General features: G+C 35.2%; 22 protein-coding genes. 15 read left to right on the top strand and 7 right to left on the bottom strand.

Annotated features, from left to right (window positions below):
* Positions 1 to 51 precede the first annotated feature (51 nt).
* Both EGI05_RS03230 and atpB read right to left on the bottom strand, forming a co-directional pair.
* A complete protein-coding gene (locus EGI05_RS03230; RefSeq protein WP_007844726.1) occupies positions 52 to 270 on the bottom strand; it encodes an ATP synthase F0 subunit C in 219 nt (72 codons plus the stop codon).
* A gap of 55 nt (positions 271 to 325) precedes the next feature.
* A complete protein-coding gene (atpB, locus tag EGI05_RS03235) occupies positions 326 to 1,453 on the bottom strand; it encodes a F0F1 ATP synthase subunit A (protein ID WP_123261622.1) in 1,128 nt (375 codons plus the stop codon).
* A 458-nt stretch (positions 1,454 to 1,911) separates the two neighbouring features.
* On the opposite strand from atpB, the gene ffh reads away from it, so the two are divergent.
* Positions 1,912 to 3,273 carry a signal recognition particle protein gene (gene ffh, locus EGI05_RS03245; RefSeq protein WP_123261624.1) on the top strand — a complete coding sequence of 454 codons (1,362 nt, stop codon included), beginning with the start codon at positions 1,912 to 1,914 and terminating at the stop codon, positions 3,271 to 3,273.
* Positions 3,274 to 3,526: 253 nt separating this feature from the next.
* Here ffh and EGI05_RS03250 read toward each other — a convergent pair whose 3' ends face one another.
* The 4 genes from EGI05_RS03250 to EGI05_RS03265 form a co-directional block, all read right to left on the bottom strand.
* Positions 3,527 to 4,189, bottom strand: a complete 663-nt coding sequence (locus EGI05_RS03250; protein WP_123261625.1) for an outer membrane beta-barrel protein — start codon at positions 4,187 to 4,189, stop codon at positions 3,527 to 3,529.
* A gap of 210 nt (positions 4,190 to 4,399) precedes the next feature.
* Positions 4,400 to 4,897, bottom strand: coding sequence for a hypothetical protein (locus EGI05_RS03255; protein ID WP_123261626.1), 498 nt, complete (start codon positions 4,895 to 4,897; stop codon positions 4,400 to 4,402).
* 134 nt (positions 4,898 to 5,031) lie between these two features.
* Positions 5,032 to 5,691 carry a porin family protein gene (locus tag EGI05_RS03260; protein ID WP_123261627.1) on the bottom strand — a complete coding sequence of 220 codons (660 nt, stop codon included), beginning with the start codon at positions 5,689 to 5,691 and terminating at the stop codon, positions 5,032 to 5,034.
* Between the two features lie 119 nt (positions 5,692 to 5,810).
* On the bottom strand, positions 5,811 to 6,770 hold the full coding sequence (locus EGI05_RS03265) for a PhoH family protein (protein ID WP_123261628.1): 960 nt from the start codon (positions 6,768 to 6,770) through the stop codon (positions 5,811 to 5,813).
* Between the two features lie 125 nt (positions 6,771 to 6,895).
* Here EGI05_RS03265 and EGI05_RS03270 point away from each other — a divergent pair, with 125 nt between their 5' ends.
* From EGI05_RS03270 to rplI, 6 genes are all read left to right on the top strand, one after another.
* Entirely contained in the window at positions 6,896 to 7,723 is an 828-nt protein-coding gene (locus tag EGI05_RS03270; protein WP_123261629.1) for an SAM hydrolase/SAM-dependent halogenase family protein, read from the top strand.
* A gap of 63 nt (positions 7,724 to 7,786) precedes the next feature.
* Complete coding sequence (locus tag EGI05_RS03275) at positions 7,787 to 9,103, top strand: dihydrolipoamide acetyltransferase family protein (RefSeq protein ID WP_123261630.1); 1,317 nt, start codon at positions 7,787 to 7,789, stop codon at positions 9,101 to 9,103.
* A 150-nt stretch (positions 9,104 to 9,253) separates the two neighbouring features.
* Positions 9,254 to 10,615: a chloride channel protein gene (locus EGI05_RS03280; protein ID WP_123261631.1), complete on the top strand. Its 1,362-nt coding sequence runs from the start codon at positions 9,254 to 9,256 to the stop codon at positions 10,613 to 10,615.
* Positions 10,616 to 10,738: 123 nt separating this feature from the next.
* A complete protein-coding gene (gene rpsF / locus EGI05_RS03285) occupies positions 10,739 to 11,080 on the top strand; it encodes a 30S ribosomal protein S6 (protein ID WP_123261632.1) in 342 nt (113 codons plus the stop codon).
* A gap of 32 nt (positions 11,081 to 11,112) precedes the next feature.
* Complete coding sequence (gene rpsR / locus EGI05_RS03290; protein ID WP_002979091.1) at positions 11,113 to 11,415, top strand: 30S ribosomal protein S18; 303 nt, start codon at positions 11,113 to 11,115, stop codon at positions 11,413 to 11,415.
* A gap of 140 nt (positions 11,416 to 11,555) precedes the next feature.
* Positions 11,556 to 12,059: a 50S ribosomal protein L9 gene (gene rplI / locus EGI05_RS03295; RefSeq protein WP_123261633.1), complete on the top strand. Its 504-nt coding sequence runs from the start codon at positions 11,556 to 11,558 to the stop codon at positions 12,057 to 12,059.
* A gap of 117 nt (positions 12,060 to 12,176) precedes the next feature.
* Here rplI and EGI05_RS03300 read toward each other — a convergent pair whose 3' ends face one another.
* Positions 12,177 to 12,746 (bottom strand): thioredoxin family protein, encoded by a 570-nt coding sequence (locus EGI05_RS03300; protein WP_123261634.1) that lies wholly within the window; start codon positions 12,744 to 12,746, stop codon positions 12,177 to 12,179.
* 80 nt (positions 12,747 to 12,826) lie between these two features.
* On the opposite strand from EGI05_RS03300, the gene EGI05_RS03305 reads away from it, so the two are divergent.
* The 8 genes from EGI05_RS03305 (at position 12,827) to EGI05_RS03340 (ending at position 21,748) form a co-directional block, all read left to right on the top strand.
* Positions 12,827 to 13,711, top strand: a complete 885-nt coding sequence (locus EGI05_RS03305; protein ID WP_123261635.1) for a lysophospholipid acyltransferase family protein — start codon at positions 12,827 to 12,829, stop codon at positions 13,709 to 13,711.
* A gap of 3 nt (positions 13,712 to 13,714) precedes the next feature.
* On the top strand, positions 13,715 to 14,683 hold the full coding sequence (locus EGI05_RS03310; RefSeq protein ID WP_123261636.1) for a glycosyltransferase family 2 protein: 969 nt from the start codon (positions 13,715 to 13,717) through the stop codon (positions 14,681 to 14,683).
* A 239-nt stretch (positions 14,684 to 14,922) separates the two neighbouring features.
* Positions 14,923 to 15,753 (top strand): helix-turn-helix domain-containing protein, encoded by an 831-nt coding sequence (locus EGI05_RS03315; protein ID WP_123261637.1) that lies wholly within the window; start codon positions 14,923 to 14,925, stop codon positions 15,751 to 15,753.
* Positions 15,754 to 15,801: 48 nt separating this feature from the next.
* The gene (locus EGI05_RS03320) at positions 15,802 to 16,206 is read left to right on the top strand and encodes a hypothetical protein (protein WP_123261638.1); all 405 of its coding nucleotides are present in this window, start codon (positions 15,802 to 15,804) and stop codon (positions 16,204 to 16,206) included.
* Between the two features lie 313 nt (positions 16,207 to 16,519).
* Positions 16,520 to 17,044 carry a hypothetical protein gene (locus EGI05_RS03325; protein ID WP_123261639.1) on the top strand — a complete coding sequence of 175 codons (525 nt, stop codon included), beginning with the start codon at positions 16,520 to 16,522 and terminating at the stop codon, positions 17,042 to 17,044.
* Between the two features lie 82 nt (positions 17,045 to 17,126).
* On the top strand, positions 17,127 to 17,927 hold the full coding sequence (locus EGI05_RS03330) for a fimbrial biogenesis chaperone (protein WP_123261640.1): 801 nt from the start codon (positions 17,127 to 17,129) through the stop codon (positions 17,925 to 17,927).
* Positions 17,920 to 18,939, top strand: a complete 1,020-nt coding sequence (locus EGI05_RS03335) for a hypothetical protein (RefSeq protein ID WP_123261641.1) — start codon at positions 17,920 to 17,922, stop codon at positions 18,937 to 18,939. Before EGI05_RS03330 ends, EGI05_RS03335 begins: the two co-directional genes overlap by 8 nt.
* Positions 18,940 to 18,946: 7 nt before the next feature.
* Complete coding sequence (locus tag EGI05_RS03340) at positions 18,947 to 21,748, top strand: carboxypeptidase-like regulatory domain-containing protein (protein ID WP_123261642.1); 2,802 nt, start codon at positions 18,947 to 18,949, stop codon at positions 21,746 to 21,748.
* Positions 21,749 to 21,770: the final 22 nt, after the last annotated feature.

Raw genomic sequence — 21,770 nt, forward strand, 5'->3', positions numbered from 1 at the left:
TCTTAGCAGCAGCCAACCGCTTTACTGCTAAGAATGTTTTTTTGAGGATAATTACTTGATGAAAGCACCAAAGATAATCGCGATAAGACCAGCACCTTCAATAAGACCAGCAGCAATAAGCATTGCTCCTTGGATCTTACCAGCTTGTTCTGGTTGTCTAGCGATAGCATCCATTGCGTGACCTCCAATTTTACCAATACCTAGACCTACACCTAGTACTGCTAAACCGATACCTACGTAAATTAATCCTGCTCCAGTTGATAAATCCATAATAAATAAATTATATTAGTTAAAAATTATTTTAAATTTTATTTTTTAATTTTAATTAGTGAGCATGTTCTTCATGACCATGTTCGTGATCGTGATCTGCTACTGCGATACCAATAAATAATGCTGACAATACAGTAAAGATATACGCCTGTAATGCTGCAACTAATAATTCCAATACCGATACAAATAATGCTAATGGTACTGATGCAAAACCTAAGAATGGAGACTTGAAGATGAAGATTAATGAAATAATCGCCAGAATCATAATGTGTCCCGCTGTTACGTTAGCGAAAAGTCGCATCATTAATGCAAACGGCTTTGTAAAAATCCCAATGATCTCAATTGGAACCATGATCGGGTACAATAAGATAGGAACCGGCGGCATGAAGATGTGCTTCCAGTAATCTTTATTTGCACTAAATAAAGTGATCAGTAATGTAATAATAGCTAACACAGCAGTGATTGCAATATTACCAGTAAGGTTGGCTCCTCCAGGGAAGAAAGGGATCAATCCGAAAAGGTTGTTAAACCAGATAAAGAAAAATGCTGTTAAAAGATAAGGCATATATCTTTTGTATTTCACTGATCCAATATTTGGAATAGCCACTTCGTCTCTGATGAATACAATTACCGGCTCCATTACTTTTCCAAATCCTTTTGGAAGCTGTGACTTTTTATAATTTCTTGCCATTCCTATGAAAACAACCGCCATAAAAATTACTGACAAAAACATTGAAGCTGTATTCTTCGTAATTGATAAATCAAAGAAAACCTCGTTTGATTTTTGTTTCCCGCTAATGATTGAGAATAATGTTGCTTTTTCAATTCCTTTAGTAGAAACTACTTGTCCGTGCTCTAAAGTATAACCGTCATGCTCATGTCCATGGGCAATATCTTTAGAAAGGAAAGTATGCCACCCTTCATTATCTTTAATAATCACAGGCAAAGGAATAGAGATGTGATGTTCCTCACCGTTATCATCTTTTGTAGTCCATAAATGCCATTCGTTTGAATCACCAATGTGTTCCATGATCATCTTGGTAGCATTGAAGCCTTCTTCCGCTTCTTTGTGCTCTACTTTTTCAGCTGACTTTTCACCTTCAGATTCATGTTGTGCAGCAGCGAAACCACTGATAAACACAAATAAAAATGCGAAAAACAATGAAGAAATCTTTCTGTTCATATCTCTTTTTTAATCGTGTGCAAATATATCGATTTTATTAAACTTTACCAATATTAAAAATTGATTTTTATCATCAAAAAAATCAAGATTTGTTAATGTCTTTTATTATAGGTAAGTATATGAGAAAGGAAGCTATAATAAAACAGATCACAATAAATAGAAAACCCTCTCTTGTTTTATCAATAATTGATAAAGAGACAACAAGCCATACAATATCCTTAAAAATATTGACAACAAGGAATTTCATTCCTGCGTTGGGTTTTCTGTATATATATTTTTTAAATATTATATAAACAATAACATTTAAAAGGAGTATTAAAAGTATGACAAAGAAGCTATCTAAAAAATTCATGCTGCAAAAATAAGACTATAATTTATAAACAAAACAAATCTCCACCCCAGTGTATCATATATATTGTCAAAAATTCCTTATTTTTGCAACCTATAATTGATAAAATATGTTTAATAGTTTACAGGATAAATTAGACAAAGCACTTCATAATATTTCCGGAAGAGGAAAAATTACAGAAATCAATGTGGCGGAAACCGTAAAAGAAATCCGAAGAGCATTGGTGGACGCCGACGTTAACTATAAAGTGGCTAAAGATCTTACGAAAAGGGTTCAGGATAAAGCATTGGGACAAAATGTTCTTACTTCGCTTACTCCGGGACAATTGATGACGAAGATCGTTCATGATGAATTGGTAGATTTAATGGGAGGTTCTCAGGAAGGTATTAATCTTTCAGGGAAGCCATCTGTTATTCTTATTGCAGGTCTTCAAGGTTCGGGTAAAACTACTTTCTCAGGAAAGCTTGCTAATTATTTAAAAACTAAAAGAAATAAAAAACCTCTATTGGTAGCTTGTGACGTATATCGTCCTGCTGCTATCGATCAGCTGAAAGTTTTAGGTGGGCAAATTGGGGTTCCTGTTTTCACGGAGGAAGGTTCTACAAACCCTTCTACCATTGCTGAAAACGCAATCAATTTCGCTAAATCAAACGGTCACGATGTAGTTATTGTGGATACAGCAGGTCGTTTGGCAATTGATGAACAAATGATGAATGAAATTAAATCTGTTCATTATTTCATTAAACCGAACGAAACATTATTCGTTGTAGACTCCATGACAGGTCAGGATGCTGTAAATACAGCAAAAGCATTCAACGATGCTTTGAATTTTGATGGTGTAGTTTTAACAAAATTAGATGGTGATACACGAGGTGGAGCCGCTTTGACGATCCGTTCCGTGGTTGAAAAACCAATTAAATTCATCTCTACCGGTGAAAAAATGGAAGCCTTAGATCTTTTCTACCCGGAAAGGATGGCGGACAGAATTTTAGGAATGGGAGACGTTGTTTCCTTAGTAGAAAGAGCTCAGGAACAGTTTGATGAGGAAGAAGCTAAAAAACTTCACAAAAAGATCGCTAAAAATGAGTTTGGTTTTGATGATTTCTTAAAGCAGATCAATCAGATCAAGAAAATGGGTAATATGAAGGATTTGATGGGAATGATTCCGGGAGTAGGGAAAGCCATTAAAGATGTAGAGATCAGCGATGATGCTTTCAAACATATTGAAGCGATCATTTACTCTATGACTCCGGACGAAAGAAGGAGACCTTCTATCATCAATACGCAGAGAAAACAAAGAATTGCAAAAGGAGCAGGAAGAAAGATTGAAGATGTAAACCAACTGATGAAGCAGTTTGATCAAATGGGGAAAATGATGAAGATGATGCAGGGACCTCAGGGAAAACAGATGATGCAGATGATGAGCAAAATGCCGAATATGCCTGGAATGGGTGGAATGTTTGGAAAATAAAATTCAGAAATAAGGAAATATAAAAAATCCGGTTCTTTCGAACCGGATTTTTTATATTTCCTTCAAAAAGTTTAAGATTCCTGTTTCATTCAACCATCTTGTTTACCGTACTGAAAACGTCTCAACAAAGTTTAGAGATCCCAACGAATGACCAATATAATGTCAAGATATTTATCAGACAAACTCATCACATTTAATTTTAAACAAAAAGCCCTGAGTAAACTCAGGGCTTCTATCTTCAATGTTTCGTTAATTATTTACCGAAAACATATTTAACACCGATAGTTACAGATGATAAATTCAAACCGAATTTATAATTGTTGATGCTTTTTGCACCGTCAACATCTAACTTAGAAGTGTTGTATCCAAACTCACCGATAGTAGCTTCGATAGTCCAGTTTTTGTTTAAGAAATAATCTAAACCTGGTTTGATGTTAACACCTACTGAAGTGTAGTTAGCTTCATCAGAAGTAGAAGTAGTTGTAATGTTTCCTCCTACGTTAGCAGTTGAAGTAGACTCTTCTTTCAATTTACCGAATTCCATTGGAACTTCTAATTGACCGAAGATATATAATTTATCACCTAAAGTCCAGTATTTTCTTACGAAAGGAGCCACTACAAATGCAGACTGAGTAGATTTGTTTTCAGAAGTTACTACAGCAGATCCAACAGTATTTGTTGTAGATACAGTAACTTTATCATTTACATATCCTACTCCTGTACCGATTGCTAAGTTAGGAGCAACGAAATAACCTACAGTAGGTACAATTCTGAAGCTTTCTACTTTAGAATCATTATTATTGTTTTCCTCCTGAGAGTATCCAACTTGTCCAGATACATAAACAGTTCCTTTAGAAATCTGTGCATTCGCTAAACCGAAAAGTGCAACTGCACTCGCTAATAATAATTTTTTCATTTTAAAAAATTTTAATACTTTCTGGGGCAAATTTACAGTGAGCCTTGTTAATATTAAAATTTGTTAATGTGATTAATATCATTAATAAATTTTAGCAATTTCCGATAATAAAACCTATAAATTATAGGGTTTTGCCTTTTTCACAATATTTTGAATAAAAAAACTCCAATTTTTCAATTGGAGCCTAAAAAATGTTCTTTTTTAATATCTTTATTTCAGGAAGAAATTGTATCCAATGTTCACTGCACCTACTGTCCAGCTGGCTGTATACCATCCCCAATCACGCTTATTGCTGATAGATTGATATCCAATATACAATTCACCTTTAGACATTTGGTATCCGAACTTAGGATAAGCATAAAAACCGCCATCTACCCCATCTTTCGTAGAAATTCCATATCCAAGATCCAGCCCTACAAAGATAGGAGCTCCTGAGAATCTATACTTTCCTGAAACCGCAACCGGAATAAATCCAAAATCGTCGAAGTTATCTTCTCCGAAGAAATGAGAATATCCTGAAGCAACCCCCAAATCAAGGCCTTTCGTAATATTCCACATATAAGCTGCATCAATACCTAAAGTAAATGATGAAGCATCACTTGCGTCTGCTACGGGAATACCGATATGGCCCCCTAATTTAAAACCTTCCTGCGCCTGAGCTATACCTCCTAAAAGCGCAAAAGCACCTAGTAATAATAGTTTTTTCATTGTATAATAGTTTAAATTGATGACGTTTCAAATTTAACAATTTATTTTCTATTAGATGGCAAAAAGAAATATTATTATAAACAAAAAAGCCGCTTTAAAGCGACTTTTTTAATTTTATGGTCTAAAAAATTATTTTAGTTACCTCCAAATTTGAAACCTACACCTACTTGCGCAAAGCTGTTAGTTATTTTCCCAGATCCTTCTTTAACAAGGTTGGATACACCATAATTATATCTTGCATCAAAGAATAACCCGTTTTCTAAAGCATATTCTACTCCTACAAATGGAGCAATATTAAGAGATTTCACATCATCTTTAATATCAAACTCCCCGTCTTCTGCTTCAATTCCCACTCCTTCCGGGAAATTTCCGCTCACCTCTGTTTTCTGTTTTGCAGAAAGGATAAATCCAAAGCTAGCTCCCGCCGAAACAGAAAAATATTCCGTAATGAAATACTTAGCAGAAACAGGAACTAATAATGTTCCGAATTTTACATCTGTTTTCTCAGAAAAAGAATATCCGCCTTCTGATACAGAAACATCTTCTTTCCCCCCTAGTGGAGAATATAAAACTTCTCCCTGAAGCCCGAATTTATCACTCAATTTATGCTCTACAAAAGCTCCTGCATAAAAAGTATGTTTAGGATCCATAGATCTGCTGTTAAGATCATCCTGATCATCATCAATTTTGATAGTTGACATTGAGTAACCAGCTTTTACACCGAATCTTGTTTCCTGTGCATTGATGTTTGTTCCCACAAGAGCTAAAGCTCCAATCAATAATAGTTTTTTCATGGTTTATTATATATTATTATTCAGCCGGCTAAACTAATTATTATTTCTCAAATTAACAAATATTAACAGAAAATATTAACAAATTATACAGTTTATAAATAATATTTTTAATTACTCTTTCAATCATTTCTTAATCTTTTCTCCTCATCATTATAAGCAAGGATAATCTTTTTAACTACAGGGTGACGCACCACATCCTCTTCTGTAAGATGCACAAAACCAATCTCTTTCACATCTTTTAAAATTCTCATGGCTTCTTTCAATCCGGATTGCTGTTTAGGTGGTAAATCGACCTGGCTAGGATCTCCCGTGATAATAAATTTAGCATTCATCCCCATTCTGGTGAGGAACATTTTCATTTGAGAATGAGTGGTATTCTGGGCTTCATCAAGTATCACAAAAGCATCATCCAATGTTCTCCCTCTCATAAAAGCCAATGGAGCTACTTCAATAACTTTTTTCTCCATAAAGCCCTCGAGCTTTTCATGCGGAATCATGTCACGAAGCGCATCATATAAAGGCTGTAAATACGGATCAAGCTTTTCTTTAAGGTCCCCGGGTAAAAATCCTAAGCTCTCCCCTGCTTCCACAGCCGGCCTCGTCAGAATGATTCTTTTAACCTCCTTATCTCTTAAAGCCCTTGCAGCCAATGCAACACTCGTATAGGTTTTTCCGGTTCCGGCAGGTCCTATGGCGAAAACCATATCCTTTTTCTCCGTTTCCTTAACGAGCTTTTTAAGATTCGTGGTCTTAGCCTTGATGATCTTCCCATTTACTCCCTTCACAATAATATCCTGATCAAAGATCAATTGCTTCTCATTTTCATCTTTGATATTGAGAATATTTTCAACGTCTTTGAGTTCGATAGAATTATTTTTAGAAATAAATCTTACAATATCATCCAGTTTCTGTTTCAGTATATCCAGAGCCTCCTGATTTCCCATTGCGAAAATAAAATGGTCTCGTCCTGTAATTTTAAGAGTCGGAAAGCTTGATTTTATTAAGTTAAAATATTGGTTATTTACACCATAGAAGCTTTTTGCATCAATTCCCTCTAAATCATATGTTATTTCAAACATGCAAATATTTTTTATTTCGATTTTAAATTTAAAGTTTTTTTTCAAATTTATATTAAATTGTTATCCACAATCTTTCGGGCTTTGTTTTATTTTTAGATAAATTTGCAATTCTATTCTTCAGCTACATGTCAATTATCACCCTTACTTCGGATTTCGGAAATTTAGATTACAGAGTTGCCGCTGTAAAAGGTAAAATCCTTTCTCTGAACCCTGAAGTGAATATTATTGATATTACCCATGATATTCAGGCCTATAATCTGATACAAACCTCCTATATTGTAAGGAATGCTTACAAACATTTCCCGAAAGGCACTATTCATATCCTTTCCGTGGACAGTTTTTTTCATAAATCGAGGAAAAATATATTATATAAAGCAGACGGTTCCTATTTTCTGGCAGCAGATAACGGATTATTGAGTCTTGTTTTTTTTGATATTAAACCTGAGGCCATTTATGAAATTACTTTAAACAACAGGTTTGATGATGTGGTGAATTTTACTTCAACAGATGTTTTTGCTCCTGTGGCAGTACATTTAGCTAACGGTGGATTGCCTGAAGTGATCGGCAGAAAGATAAAATCCTCCAAACAGCTTCTCTTCCCAAAACCTGTTTATAACGAATCTGAAAAGATGATTATTGGCGAAGTCATGTACATTGATAATTTCGGAAATATAATTTCAAATATCAGCAAAGATTTTTATGAAAATATAGCAAAAGGATTTGAAAATTTCACGATTAAGTTCAGAAACCTATCCCTTTCTAAGATATTTTCCAGCCATAGCGAAGTGGTTTCCGACTGGGAAAGGGAAACAGAATTCCATGGACAGTCGGCTGCTATTTTCAATGACAGTCAGCTATTGGAACTTACCATCTATAAAGGCAGCAAAAAAAATGGAGCCAAAACTTTGTTTGGATTGAATGTGGGCGAGAATATTTACATCGAATTTTCCTAAAATTATATTTTTCATAAAAAAACCGATTTTTTTTATATATTTGTCAAAATCTAAAAAATAAAAATGGCAGAGTACAAATTATTGCTTCCTTCCATGGGAGAAGGTGTTATGGAAGCTACAATTATCACTTGGTTATTCAATGAAGGTGATACTGTTAAGGAAGACGATTCCGTAGTAGAAATTGCAACAGATAAGGTGGATTCGGATGTTCCGACACCAGTTTCGGGGAAAATCGTGAAGATCTTAAAACAGAAAGACGAAGTTGCAAAAGTTGGGGAAGCCATTGCTATTTTAGAAATTGAAGGAGAAGGCGGAAATACAGCTTCTGAAGAAGTGAAAACTGAAGCTCCTGCTGCAACTCCGGATGCAGAAACATTAAAAACAATTGAACAGCCTTTACAAGTAGCTGCTTCAACAGAATTTTCGGGTGATCTTTATCTATCCCCGCTTGTAAAATCTATCGCTCAACAGGAAAACATTTCCGAAGCTAAACTTAAAACCATCAAAGGAAGCGGTTTAGAAGGAAGAATTACTAAAGAAGATATCTTAACATACGTTGCCAACAGAGGAAACCAACCGGCAGTTCAGCAAGCCGCTCCGGTACAACAGGCTGTTTCGGCTCCACAGCCAGTGGCAACATCAACTCCGGCTAGTACCATTTCTGCAGGTGCAGGTGATGAAATCATTCCAATGGACAGAATGAGAAAGATCATCGCTGAAAACATGGTAAAAGCAAAACAGATTGCTCCACACGTTACCTCTTTCATCGAAACAGACGTTACCAATGTTGTAAAATGGAGAAATAAAAATAAGACAGCATTCGAAAAAAGAGAAGGTGAAAAGCTGACTTTCATGCCGATTTTCGTAAGAGCGGTAGTAAAAGCTATCCAGGATTTCCCAATGATCAATGTTTCCGTAAATGGTGACAATATCATCAAGAAGAAGAATATCAATATTGGTATGGCAACTGCTTTACCAGATGGAAACCTTATTGTTCCTGTTATTAAAAATGCAGATCAGTTATCACTTTCAGGTCTTGCAAAAGCCATTAATGATTTAGCTTACAGAGCCAGAAACAAAAAATTAAGACCTGAAGATACTCAGGGTGCCACTTATACCATTTCCAACGTAGGAAGCTTTGGAAACCTAATGGGAACTCCGATTATTCCTCAACCTCAGGTTGCGATCTTAGCAATCGGAGCTATTGTTAAAAAACCGGCAGTTCTTGAAACTCCGGATGGAGATGTGATTGCTATCAGAAACTTAATGTTCATGTCTCACTCTTATGACCACAGAGTAGTAGACGGATCTTTAGGAGGAATGATGTTGAAGCATGTTCATGATTACCTGGAGAACTGGGATCTGAATACAGAAATCTAAAATAAATGATCATTGTATCTTAAATATAAACCTTCGGATTTTCCGGAGGTTTTTTTGTTGCCTGTACTTAAAATTATCAATATCAAAATTTTCACATATCATTTACCTCAAAAATTTTCATTTTAATAAATAATAGCCTACATTTGAGGTATGTTCAAAATTTTGCTTCAAATCCGTAAAGGCCTCAAAAAATCTTTTGACAATATCCGAAACGAACGGCTGAAACACAATCTGCTTCAGGCTATCCCTTTTTGGATTGGTTCGGTGATTACCGGTTTTTTCGCAGTGATGTATGCCAAAATTTTTGCATGGGGAGAAAAGCTCCTCAACCTTATCCTTGACTGGCACGACTGGATGATCTTCATTATAGCTCCTATTGGTTTTGTAATTTCATGGTGGCTCGTTAAAGAATTTGCGCCTAATGCCAAAGGAAGCGGGATTCCACAGGTAATGGCAGCTGTAGAATTAGCCAATCCTAAAGAACATAAATATATCAGGAGCTTCTTAAGCCTGAAAATTATTGTTTTTAAAATTTTATCATCCGTTATTTTGGTGATTGGCGGTGGCGCTGTAGGCCGTGAAGGACCTACCATACAAATCGCGGGTTCCGTATTCAGGAAAGTTAATGAATATCTTCCTGACTGGTGGCCGAAGATTTCCAAGAAAAATATGATCATGACAGGAGCTGCGGCAGGACTTGCAGCGGCTTTCAACACTCCACTCGGAGGAATTGTATTTGCCGTGGAAGAGCTTTCTAAAACGCATATTAATTACTTTAAAACAGCCCTTTTCACTGCGGTGATCATAGCCGGTTTAACAGCACAGACACTAGCAGGTTCCTATTTATATCTTGGTTATCCGAAAACCAATGATGTTTCATTGATGGTAATGTTCCCTATTATTCTGGTCGCTGGAATTGCCGGGATTTTAGCCAGCCAGCTTTCCGTCACGATGCTCGCTATGAGTGACTGGAAAAAAAGAAAACTGAAAACACAAAAAGCGAATATTGCATTCCTTGTTTTGAGCGCCCTAATTATTGCTTCTATTGCCTTTTTCATCAACCGGGAAATTTTAGGTTCCGGAAAAGAGATCATGGAGCGTGTCCTTTTTACTTCAGACAAACATGAAGACTGGTATGTCCCTATTTTAAGAATGTTGGGTCCTGCTCTATCCTTTACTTCAGGAGGAGCCGGTGGAATTTTCGCTCCGGCACTCACAGCGGGCGCAAGTATCGGTTCTGTAATTTCAGGATTTATTCATCTAACACCTAATGAGACCAATGTGGTAATTTTAGCCGGAATGGTGGCCTTTCTCACGGGAATTACCAGAGCTCCATTTACCTCTGCCATTATCGTATTGGAAATGACAGACAGACATTCTTTAATTTTTCATCTGATGTTGGCAGGAATGGTTTCCTCTATTGCGTCCATCCTAGTAAGCAGACATTCTTTATATGATGTGATTAAAGTGAACTTCCTGGAAGAAATTAGAAGTAAGAAGTTAGAAGGTTAGTGAAATTAATGTTGAACATTAATAATTACTCTATTCCCACAAATATTCTACTTCCTTATTGCATATTACAAATATAATTTCTAATTTTGCACCTCGAAATAATTAACAAATTTATTTAACATTATGAACAATTACGAAACTGTTTTCATTTTAACTCCCGTTCTATCTGATGCACAGGTGGAGGAAGCAGTGAACAAGTATGTAGATCTTTTAAAAGAAAAGAACTGCGAAATCGTTGCTAAAGAAAACTGGGGATTAAAAAAATTAGCTTATCCGATCCAATTGAAAAAGAACGGATTCTACACTTTGATCGAGTTTAAAGGTGAAGGTACTATCGTTGCTGATCTAGAATTAGCTTTCAAACGTGACGAAAGAGTAATCCGTTACCTTACTACAAAACTAGACAAGCATGCTGTTGAGTACGCTGTAACTAGAAGAGCTAAAGTAAAAGCTGCTAAAGCTTAATTATTAACCCAATTTATTAAAACAGACAAGACATGGCAATAGATGAAATGGCTAAACAAGCCTCAGCTGGAGGAGAATCAGAAGTAAAATTCCTTACTCCGCTTGATATCAATACAAAATCTGAAAAGAAATATTGTAGATTCAAAAAATACGGAATTAAGCACGTAGATTATAAAGATGCTGATTTCTTATTACAATTCGTAAACGAACAAGGTAAAATCTTACCAAGAAGATACACTGGAACTTCTTTAAAATATCAAAGAAAAGTTTCTGCTGCTATCAAAAGAGCTAGACACTTAGCTTTATTACCATACGTAGCTGACTTATTAAAGTAAGATATAAAGAAACAAGAAGAAAGAGAAAAGATTCCGGTCTTTTTCTCTTTTTTTAAGTTGCTGAATTAATTAATAAATTCTAACGATGTGAAGAGAGCCCGGAAACTCCGGAACTCGGAACACTAAAACGGACAACAACAATGGAAATTATCCTAAAAAAAGACGTAGAAAACTTAGGACTTGAGTTTGATACAGTAAACGTAAAGCCAGGTTATGCTAGAAACTTCTTAATCCCTCAAGGATTTGCACTTTTAGCTACACCTAAAAACAAAGCTGCTTTAGAAGCTACATTAGAAGCTAGAAAAGAAGAAGAAGCTAAATTAATCGCTGCTGCTAACGCTGTAGTTGAGCAATTAAAGAAAACTTCTATCACAATCCCTGCAAAAGTAGGTTCTGGTGACAAATTATTCGGATCTATCAACAATGCTGATCTTGCTGCTGCTCTAGAAAAAGCGGGTGTATCTGTAGATAAAAAATACATCAAAATCCCTGGAAGCACTATTAAAAGAACAGGTAAATTCTCTGCTCTTGTTAGACTTCACAGAAATGTTGAGTACAACTACGAGTTTGACATCGTTTCTGATGCTCCGGTTGAAGCTGCTCCTGCTGCTAAAAAAGAAGAGGCTAAATCTGAAGAAGCTTAATCAACAGACGAGATTTTCTCAAAATATGAAACCACTTCAATTGAAGTGGTTTTTTTGTTACCTGTTATAAAACGGAGTCCTTAAAAATAAAAACCGGGAATTTTCCCGGTTATGTTTTTATGATTTAGGAGTCCAGCTACTGAAAAACTCTTTTACTTTTTCCAGGCTATATCCTTTTCCTTCTTCCAACACATCACTTTGCTGTACGTGGATCATCTTTCCATCTTTATCCAGAACAATAAATACTGGATATCCGAATTTCTCTCCGGGATTGCCATACTGGGCAAAAATCTTTTCATTTTTATTATCAGGAGAATAATTAAGATGATAATACAGATAGTTCTGATCTACAAGTTCCTTTAATTCCGGTGTTGTCTGTACAAACTGATTAAACCTCAGACACCAGATACACCAGTTCCCTCCTGCCTGGATCATAATGTTCTTCTTCTCTTTCTTAGCTTTCGCGATCAGCTGATTAATATCTTTCTGTGCATCCGCTTTAGGATCATAAGGCTTCGGAAGCCTGGCTTTTTCTTCTGCTGCTTTTTTCTTAGCCTCTAACTCAGCGTTATCCGGTTTTACCAAAAGAGCCTTTTCTCCTGAGTTTCGTTCAGGAGTATTTTTAATTTCCTGGGAAAAAGCAACTGTGCTTAGTAACAGGAAAGCGAATAATGACAATTTTTTCATGCTTTAAAAATAAAAAAAATAATACTTAACATCAGCAAAAATGAAACCATAATCATATAATCACTAAATTTGTACGTTTTATGAATTTCTTAATAAAAATACTATATCTCATATCCAAGCTGCCGCTCAAAATATTATATATTTTCTCGGATATTATATTTTTTCTGAATCATTATATTGTAGGATACAGAAAAAAAGTGATCACACAGAATATAAAGAACTCTTTCCCTAATAAATCCGACGAGGAAATCAAAGAAATACGGAAAAAATTTTATCGCAATTTCTCTGATTACCTGGTGGAAACAGTAAAGTCATTCAGCATTTCCGAAACCGAATCCAGGGTAAGGATGCAGCACATTAACCAGGATTTATTTCATGAAGCCAAGAAGGAAGGGAAAAACATTATTCTTTTGGCAGGACATGTCTTTAACTGGGAATGGATCAATGCTTTGGCCAAAATCATTCCTCAAGACCACTGTCACCCGGTTTACAGAAAAGTAAACAGTGAATTTTGGGAGAATCAAATGAAAAAAGTCCGCAATAAGTTCGGAAATGAAGCATTAGAAGCCAATGAAGTTATCCTGAATATTTTCAGATCAAAAAACGATGGAAGTTCTGCTTATATGTTTGTGGCGGATCAAACTCCCCATTTCGCTCATATTACTTATGGCCTGGAATTTCTTAATCAAAGAACACCTGTTTTTACGGGATACGACAGATTGGCCACAAGGATGGATCTTATTTTCATCTATTGTGAAATGAAGAAGGTAAAACGGGGATTCTATCAGGTAAATTATCATAGGATTTATCCGGATGGAGAAAAATTTGTAGAGCATGAAGTTGTGAAGAAATTCCATAAATTACTGGAAAACACCTTACACAAACGTCCTGACAATTATCTCTGGTCACATAGAAAATGGAAATATAAAGACTCCATTAAAAACTTCGATTCTGAAAAAGTATAAATCATGTCTGAAAGATTAGCAATCGTCATATTAAACTGGAATGGTAAAACCTGGCTGGAAAAATTTTTGCCCAGTGTGATCCGTTTTTCAGAAAAAGCCAAAGTATATGTCATTGATAACCTTTCCACAGACGATTCAGTGCCTTATTTACAGGCTAACTTTCCGGATGTAGGAATTGTTATCAACAATCAAAATTACGGCTTTGCAGGCGGTTATAATGAAGGTTTAAAGAAGATCAATGCTGAGTATTACTGTTTATTGAATTCCGATGTTGAAGTTACAGAAAACTGGACCAGTCCTGTATTAGGTTTATTTGAAAGAAACTCTGAAATTGCAGCAATACAGCCGAAAATTTTATCTTATCAAAATAAAAATTTCTTTGAATTTGCAGGAGCCGGAGGCGGCTTGATTGATAATTTAGGATACCCTTATTGCAGAGGACGTATTTTTGATGATCTGGAGGAAGATAAAGGACAATATGATGATGAGACGGAAATTTTCTGGGCTTCAGGCTGTTGTTTATTTATCCGTTCTAAAGATTTCTGGGAACAGAATGGTTTTGATGCGAGATTTTTTGCTCATCAGGAAGAAATTGACCTCTGCTGGAGATTGATCAATACCGGGAAGAAAATATATTATACGGGAAAATCTAAAGTGTATCATGTAGGCGGCGGTACACTGAATAAACAGAATGCTCAAAAGACTTATTTAAATATCAGGAATAATCTTTCCATGATGTTGAAAAACCTGCCTTTTCCTCAATTGATCTGGCTGATATTTTTCAGGCTTTGCTTAGATGGTGTTGCCGGGATTTATTTTGGGGTTAAAAACGGATTTCCTCATCTCTGGGCTGTGGTAAGAGCACATTTCAGCTTTTATGGGCAGGCTGTCCAAACCTGGAAGCTTCGCCAGTCATCCCAAAAACATCAATTCTATCAGTCAAAGTGGCTGATTTTCAAACATTTTCTTTAGTCCAGAATATCCATATAGGATGATGAATCTAATTTTTAAACTTTGGGTTTAAAAACCTACCGGTGTGTCTGTTATTTCTCATTTTTCACCTTGTGGTATAACTGCTCTATTTATGATAAAACATTGAAATATGAATATTTAACAATAAAATATTCACAAATAATTCAAAATAAATAATAAAAATTTTATATTTACACCATAATAATAATTAATTTTTATTAAAAATAATCTAATAGTAAATGTATACAATAACAGATCAGTTAAAAGATATGGGATTCAGTATCAACCCATTAGATTATATCATAAAGAGAAACAACAATCACAGGCATTTTAATACGTTAGATTATTTCTGTATATTTATTGTATTGCAGGACCTGGATTTACTCGTTGAAAACATTTTTCACAGCATAAAAGCAGGTAATATTGTTTTCATCGGTCCTCAGAAAAACATCACATTTGGAGAGAGTAAAGGTCCGGAAATTTACCTTATCGCTTTTTCCTCCTGTTTTTATGAAAGATCAACCAAAGACAGCCTTTTCCTTAATTCTCAGCTTTTCTTCAATTATTCTTCTGATATATTTGTTGCCCCTTTTCACAACAAAGAAGAAATGAAGGTGGTTTTTATGGAAAGAATGAAAAGCTTTCAGGAAAAAGATCAAAGTCTGTATGTAGCTGCTGCTCACAATGCTATTGAAAGATTAATGCTGGATGCTTTTCTGCATATTCCTCCTGAAGAAATCAAAAAAGATTATAATTTCGAATACCTATATTACGTCAATAAGTTTAAAGTCATTTTGCAAAGGGATTATAAAAAGGCAAAGAAAGTATCTTATTATGCGAATGAACTTAATATAACTTCCAGGAAACTGACGGAAATGACGGAGTATATTTTCGGTAAAACTGCTAAGCAGCTTATTATTGAAAAGCTTATCACCGAGTTTGAAAAAGCCATCAATTTTTCCAATCATACCATTTCTGAAATCTCTTATGAGCTGGGATTCAGCGACGAAGGAAATTTCAGCAATTTTATAAAAAAACATGCTGGAAAATATCCCTCCGAAATGAAATAAATTGTATATTTACCTAAGTAACCGTTTGGTGAAAAATCTTAGGGAAATATGCTTACCAGGTTTTTAATCATCACTTTCATGTTTGCTTTTGCTGCTATTTCCGCACAGGCAAATGATCGTTTGCAATTAAATATCCGCTTGCACCCTATCCAAACTCTTACTATTAGTGATACAGAATCCAATCCTGATAATAAAGAAATTCTGTCTCCTGAATATATTACGGTATCCAGCGCATCTGCATTTCAGGTAAAGGTAAAGCGTGAAAGCTACAGCAATAAAAAAGAAGATACCAAAAAACATCATGTCCCTAATGAATATAATCTTATCAGTCATTCAAAAGGCGTCATGCATAAAAAATATAATATAGATAAACCTATAGAAAATATCATAAAAGAAACAGAAAATACTACAACTGAGAATAATCTTTTAGTATTCACTATTATTTCGAAATAAATTTTCTGTTCAATTTGTAAAAAATAACTATGCTAAGAATAACAATATTGAATATTGTTCATTCACAACTTATTATCAATTTCTTTTTATGGATAATATTATAGTATTTTTTATATTTTATCATTAAACTTATCATTTTCATATACCACATTTTGTCAATAATTCACAAAATGAACCTATTTTTTACGGCCTTAATATTTGACAAAAATTACAAATTATAAGTATTTTTTCACAAAAGAGTATCTATTCTTTATCTCTACTTTTGCACCATAAAAATTCAAATATACTTAACAAAAAAAAACATTATTTAACTATGAAAAAATGTATTTTGGCTTCTTTTGCTCTAGTAGGATTCGTAACACTTAAAGCGCAACAAAACGTAACATTAAACGTAAGATTAAAACCAATCCAGACGCTTGTTGTAAATAACGCACAAAAAGTGGTTAATCTAGACTATGTAACAAAAGATGATTATACTAATGGAGTAACTTCAGTAAACGCTGACCATTTAAGCATCTACAGTACAGGTGGATTCCAGGTAAAAGTAAAAAGTGCTAATGCAGCTTTACAAAACGGAAGTAAAAACATTCAGGCTAATACAATACAAATCAAAGCAACTGCTGGTTCTGATGCTGTAAACGGAGCTCAGTATGCACAAAATGTACAGCTATCTGCTAACGAAACAACTTTAGTAACTTCCACTCACGGAGGTGTAGACAAAAAAATCAGCATTGAATATAAAGGTGCAGGAGCAAATGCTTATCTTGACAATTATATTGCTGGACAGGATCCGACAGTATATACTACTGAATTAACCTATACTATTGTTTCTCAATAATATAACTCTAATATAGAAAAACTGAAAAGTGTTGTGATTATATTACAACACTTATCTTTTGTTTTTTACGATCAATTCTGTTATGAAAAAACTGTTTTTGTCTTTTCTATATATAATCTGTGCCTATTTTTCAACCGGATACGCGCAGACCGGAGTTTCCGTTTCTCCGCCAAGAGTGTATTTTGAGTCTGATCCAGGAAATAGTAATACCCAGAAAGTTACCGTTACTAACGTAAGCACAAAGAACTCTCTGGATTTCGCCGTAAGCCTGGGAGATTGGGAGTATGACCAGAAAGGGGAAAATGTAATGTATCCCGCCAATACCCTCCCAACATCATGCACAAGCTGGGTTACTATAAAAAAGGAGGATAATTATTTTACATTAGCCCCTGGTGAAAGAAGGGATATTGATATTACCATTACTGTTCCGAATAAGCTAACAGATAAATCACCGGTATCTACTGCTGTTTTATATGTAAGTCAGATGAATCCTGTAGATGATGTAGACAGCAAAGGAGCCCATATAAAAGTAAGTATCCGTTCCGGGATAAAGCTTTTCCATAAATTGCCTTCCGCTAAAAACAAAAAGCTTGAGATTGAAAACCTGGTTTATAATCAGCCTAAAAATACGCTTGATCTGTTTTTTGAAAATCAGGGAGATGTATGGACAGACGGGAAAGTATACACAGACCTTGTTAATACACAGAACGGGAAAAAGACAACGCTAGAATCTGTTGTTTTTTATACAATGCCGGGAAATAAAAGAGAAATGAATATTTCTCTTCCTACCACACTTGAAAAAGGAAAATACACAGCTTCGATCATGCTTGATTACGGAGATAACAACTTGGAAATGGGAGAATTAAATTTCACCTATGAGTAAGAAATTTGTCTTTATTTTACTGCTTCTTTCCGTTAATTGTTTCTCACAGGTGTATTACAGCTCATGGATCAACAGCTATTTACAGATCAATTCTTATAACGGAAACACTAATCCTGATGCATATACGCTTACTTTTGCGGGTAACGGAAATATTAATGTTCCCTATTGGAGGCTGTCTGTAAAATTAAAACAGCCTATTACCTCCATTTTCGGAAATTATGTTATTCCGGCCAATAAAATTTCATTCCAGCCGGTTTCAACATCAGGTCAGGCTTATCCTAATCCTATCCCTTCCATTCCACAGATCGGAATGCCATTGAATGTTTTTTTACAGGAAGGTTCAGAAGTTTTCTTAGTACCACAATCCAATGCAGCATTGTACAACCATCCCGCAAGCCTACTCGGCTATTATAATTTTCAGCTGAAATACAGCATGAGTGTTGCAGGAGGAGCCTATTTGGGCAATTATCCTGCATGGACAGTCTTTACTGCTCCCCTACAGTTTACCGCATATGATCAGTATAACAATATTATTGGTAAAGCTGACCATTATTTTCAGTTTCAGATCGGTACGCTTTCAGGAACACCGCCACCGGAAATGTCTTTGAAATTGAGTGCTAATGCCGTAAATGGAGCATTGGAATTTAAAAGTATGGGAGATTATGTCAACGGGGTAAGTGTAACGTATTCCAATGCATTGATTGTAAGCAGCAATACAAATTATCAGATTAAAATGAAATCTCTGCAGGGTCAATTTACCTCTGCCGCCGGGAATACGATTCCTCTGAATGCCGTCAAGCTGACTTTAAGCCCCACTTCGCAAAATAATGGAAATGTGTATCCGGTCTCATTAAGTGCTTCGCCGCAGCTTATTGCTACCGGAAGCTCCACTCAGGGATCGAGTGTGTACTATGACATCAAATATTTTACGGGATCTAATGATGAAAGGCTTATTGATGCAAAATCCGAAGACTATTCTACTACTATTCAATACGAGATAACTCCCCAATAAATCTATAATGCTACAAGATCTGCTCAAAAAAATAATTCTTGTTTTTTTGATTCCGTTATCAGCTATTCTGATTTCGGCGCAGGATCATTCCGGGATCAGCATGGAGGTCCGCAATGAATCCAAAGCAGATAAAAGCAATATTGTAGATCTTATTGTAGTAGTAAAAAATGAAAATCCCAACACTTCTTTCAAAGGAAATATTACCATTGATGTTCCTACAGGTTTCAGAAGTATTTTGAACAATAGAATTGAAGTGGATCTGAAAGCCGGTGAAAATATCTTTTTACCCGTAAAAATACTGATCAATAATGATGCTCCTTATGGAGAGGCCAATCTTAAAATCAGCCTTACAGACCTTCAAAACCGTTCTGTTGCGCAAAAAGTATTGGTACACAATGTGGCAGAGAATAATATGTTGAGAATAGCCCCGGAAAATTCACTGATTCACATCAATAACTCCAATGATTCCATTGAAGTACGGGCAAGGGTATCTAATATGGGCAATAAAAAACAAAATGTTACTGTAGTTTTTAAAATTCCTGAAGCCACCCAGGAAAACTTCTTTGTAGAGAAAAAAGGAAGTATCGGAGTGCACAGGGATTCGGTATTTGTTTTTCGTTTTATGCCATCAAACAAGATCATTAAGAGTTCTCAGTTTGCCGTCAATATTGTAGGTTTCAGAGATCCTGACAAAGAAATATTCGGAAATGCTTCGGTTTCGGTACAGAACGTTTCGTCAGTGCAGCACTATCAGGATTTGCAGATCAACCCTTTTTCAAACTACACAAAAAACAGTATTACAGCCAGCTATAGAAGTATAGGCAGAGATATTGACATGTATCAGATTACTGGTTCTGGCGGATTCAATCTTCCTGCCGGATATGTTTTTATAAGGGGAAATATTTATACTGTCAATAATCAAAGGGATCCTATCGTTAATAACACCTATGTTTCCTATCGCCGGGAAAACAATGAATTTACTGTAGGAAATATCAGTAAGCTACTGGAATTATCTTTATTCGGAAGAGGTGCAGAATATGCATTTACATCATCTGATAGAGATAAAAAGCTGGAGGTGGGATTTGTTGACCAAAGTTTTAGCCTTATTGAAAGAAATTCATTTTTGAAAAACGGTTATGGCTTTTATGCAAGAGGAATAATAGGTGCTCAAAACGCTTCTAAAAATATGGCCGGAACCTATATTTTCAGGGATGATCCTTATGACAAGGCAAAGCATCATGTATTCGGAACAGATTTGACGCACACTTTTAATGAAAACTGGAAATTAAATACTAAACTATACGGCGGACTCAGCTTTTATGAGAGCATCAATAAAGTAAAGCCTTCATTGGCTATAGAATCTCAATATTCAGGCCTTATTGATAAGACTAACCTTAACGGAAATTATTTTTACAGCACAGATTATTATCCGGGAAACCGAAGAGGGATACTTCAGATCCAACAGAATTTCTCAAGGAATATTTTTAGAGATTATTATCTGTATGCCAATATAACGGTGTCTAATTTTTCACCTAAATTCTATTTTTATAATACCGATTTAAAATCCAACAGTACCCGACTGGATTTCGGACTGAACTTTCCTAAAAAAGGTAATTTGAGTTTCGGGATGGGCTATCAGTATCAGGAAGAGCGTTCCAATACTTATAATACTTTTTTTAATATTGCCGGAACCCAGGAATCAAAACAGCTAAAAGCTCAGCGATTAACAGAATATACGGCCTGGATAAGCCCTGACAGAAAGCACTCTTCCATGCTGAGTATCGAAGCAGGATTTGTTCGTTACCCGGATTTTAGCAGTCCGGAATATCAAATGAAGATAAGCGGTAATTATAATTATAAGTGGTTCAATCTAAGCTATATTTATCAGTATGGCAGTTATTTTCTTTCGGAATACGCTTTTTCCAAAATGCTTAATGAGAACTCACCATACAAGAAATTATCTGTGTCAGCTTTCTTTAATAAAGGCTTTTTTAAAGAAAAGATCAATCTCACCTCCGGTTTAGCTTATACGGACGACGCTTTATATGGAAGATCACCTTCAGGATTTGTCAACCTTAAATACACAAAGGAACGATATGGCATTTTCCTGAACTCTTCATGGTATCATTATTCTTTAAATAATTTAAAAAACAATCTTTTTACCATTGAAGCCGGTTTCACTTTCAACCTTCAGCCCAAAACACTGGATCCGGGAAAAAAATCAAATATAAAAGCATTTGCTTATTATGACAGGAACAATAACAATGTATATGATGAAGGCGATCAGGCAGCCGAGGATTATTTGGTAATGATCAATAACATCTCTTTTAAAACCGATCATGAAGGAAATATCATCTACACAAGAATTCCTTACGGAAAATATACTTTAAAACAAGTTATCCAGCAGGGATGGTATTATGATGATATGGAGTTTGAAGTAAGCAGTCATCAGCATTATTTGGAAATTCCTCTTCATCAAAACGGAACTGTACATGGAAAAGTGACCTATGAATTCAATGCAAAAACAGCTTTAGATTTTGAGCCTAAAATTGAAGGAATTGTTTTTAATATTTATCAGCAGGATAAGCTTATACAACATTTGTTTACAGATGATAATGGTGAATTTATTTCTTTTTTGCCTTCCGGAAGCTACAGAATCAGCATTAATGCCAATTCACTGCCTTTAAATACCTTTTGTGAACAAGCGTATACAGATGTGGACATTCAGGCAGGAAAGATAACACAAGCCCAGCCTTTTATTATTAAAGTAAAAGAAAAAAATATCCGAGTTAAAAAATTTGGGAATTGACCTGTTTTTAGTTTGTATCCTA

This window comes from Chryseobacterium daecheongense, assembly GCF_003729955.1.
Lineage (GTDB): Bacteria > Bacteroidota > Bacteroidia > Flavobacteriales > Weeksellaceae > Chryseobacterium > Chryseobacterium daecheongense.

Excerpts from the sequence above, each read along its gene's own strand:
- rpsF (WP_123261632.1), top strand. The coding sequence starts at position 10,739 with ATGAACAATTACGAAACTGTTTTCATTTTAACTCCCGTTCTATCTGAT.
- EGI05_RS03335 (WP_123261641.1), top strand. The coding sequence starts at position 17,920 with ATGAGTAAGAAATTTGTCTTTATTTTACTGCTTCTTTCCGTTAATTGT.
- EGI05_RS03280 (WP_123261631.1), top strand. The coding sequence starts at position 9,254 with ATGTTCAAAATTTTGCTTCAAATCCGTAAAGGCCTCAAAAAATCTTTT.
- EGI05_RS03260 (WP_123261627.1), bottom strand. The coding sequence starts at position 5,691 with ATGAAAAAACTATTATTGATTGGAGCTTTAGCTCTTGTGGGAACAAAC.
- EGI05_RS03340 (WP_123261642.1), top strand. The coding sequence starts at position 18,947 with ATGCTACAAGATCTGCTCAAAAAAATAATTCTTGTTTTTTTGATTCCG.
- EGI05_RS03315 (WP_123261637.1), top strand. The coding sequence starts at position 14,923 with ATGTATACAATAACAGATCAGTTAAAAGATATGGGATTCAGTATCAAC.
- EGI05_RS03270 (WP_123261629.1), top strand. The coding sequence starts at position 6,896 with ATGTCAATTATCACCCTTACTTCGGATTTCGGAAATTTAGATTACAGA.
- ffh (WP_123261624.1), top strand. The coding sequence starts at position 1,912 with ATGTTTAATAGTTTACAGGATAAATTAGACAAAGCACTTCATAATATT.
- EGI05_RS03305 (WP_123261635.1), top strand. The coding sequence starts at position 12,827 with ATGAATTTCTTAATAAAAATACTATATCTCATATCCAAGCTGCCGCTC.
- EGI05_RS03275 (WP_123261630.1), top strand. The coding sequence starts at position 7,787 with ATGGCAGAGTACAAATTATTGCTTCCTTCCATGGGAGAAGGTGTTATG.
- atpB (WP_123261622.1), bottom strand. The coding sequence starts at position 1,453 with ATGAACAGAAAGATTTCTTCATTGTTTTTCGCATTTTTATTTGTGTTT.
- EGI05_RS03255 (WP_123261626.1), bottom strand. The coding sequence starts at position 4,897 with ATGAAAAAACTATTATTACTAGGTGCTTTTGCGCTTTTAGGAGGTATA.
- EGI05_RS03330 (WP_123261640.1), top strand. The coding sequence starts at position 17,127 with ATGAAAAAACTGTTTTTGTCTTTTCTATATATAATCTGTGCCTATTTT.
- rpsR (WP_002979091.1), top strand. The coding sequence starts at position 11,113 with ATGGCAATAGATGAAATGGCTAAACAAGCCTCAGCTGGAGGAGAATCA.
- EGI05_RS03325 (WP_123261639.1), top strand. The coding sequence starts at position 16,520 with ATGAAAAAATGTATTTTGGCTTCTTTTGCTCTAGTAGGATTCGTAACA.
- EGI05_RS03230 (WP_007844726.1), bottom strand. The coding sequence starts at position 270 with ATGGATTTATCAACTGGAGCAGGATTAATTTACGTAGGTATCGGTTTA.
- EGI05_RS03320 (WP_123261638.1), top strand. The coding sequence starts at position 15,802 with ATGCTTACCAGGTTTTTAATCATCACTTTCATGTTTGCTTTTGCTGCT.
- rplI (WP_123261633.1), top strand. The coding sequence starts at position 11,556 with ATGGAAATTATCCTAAAAAAAGACGTAGAAAACTTAGGACTTGAGTTT.
- EGI05_RS03310 (WP_123261636.1), top strand. The coding sequence starts at position 13,715 with ATGTCTGAAAGATTAGCAATCGTCATATTAAACTGGAATGGTAAAACC.
- EGI05_RS03265 (WP_123261628.1), bottom strand. The coding sequence starts at position 6,770 with ATGTTTGAAATAACATATGATTTAGAGGGAATTGATGCAAAAAGCTTC.
- EGI05_RS03250 (WP_123261625.1), bottom strand. The coding sequence starts at position 4,189 with ATGAAAAAATTATTATTAGCGAGTGCAGTTGCACTTTTCGGTTTAGCG.
- EGI05_RS03300 (WP_123261634.1), bottom strand. The coding sequence starts at position 12,746 with ATGAAAAAATTGTCATTATTCGCTTTCCTGTTACTAAGCACAGTTGCT.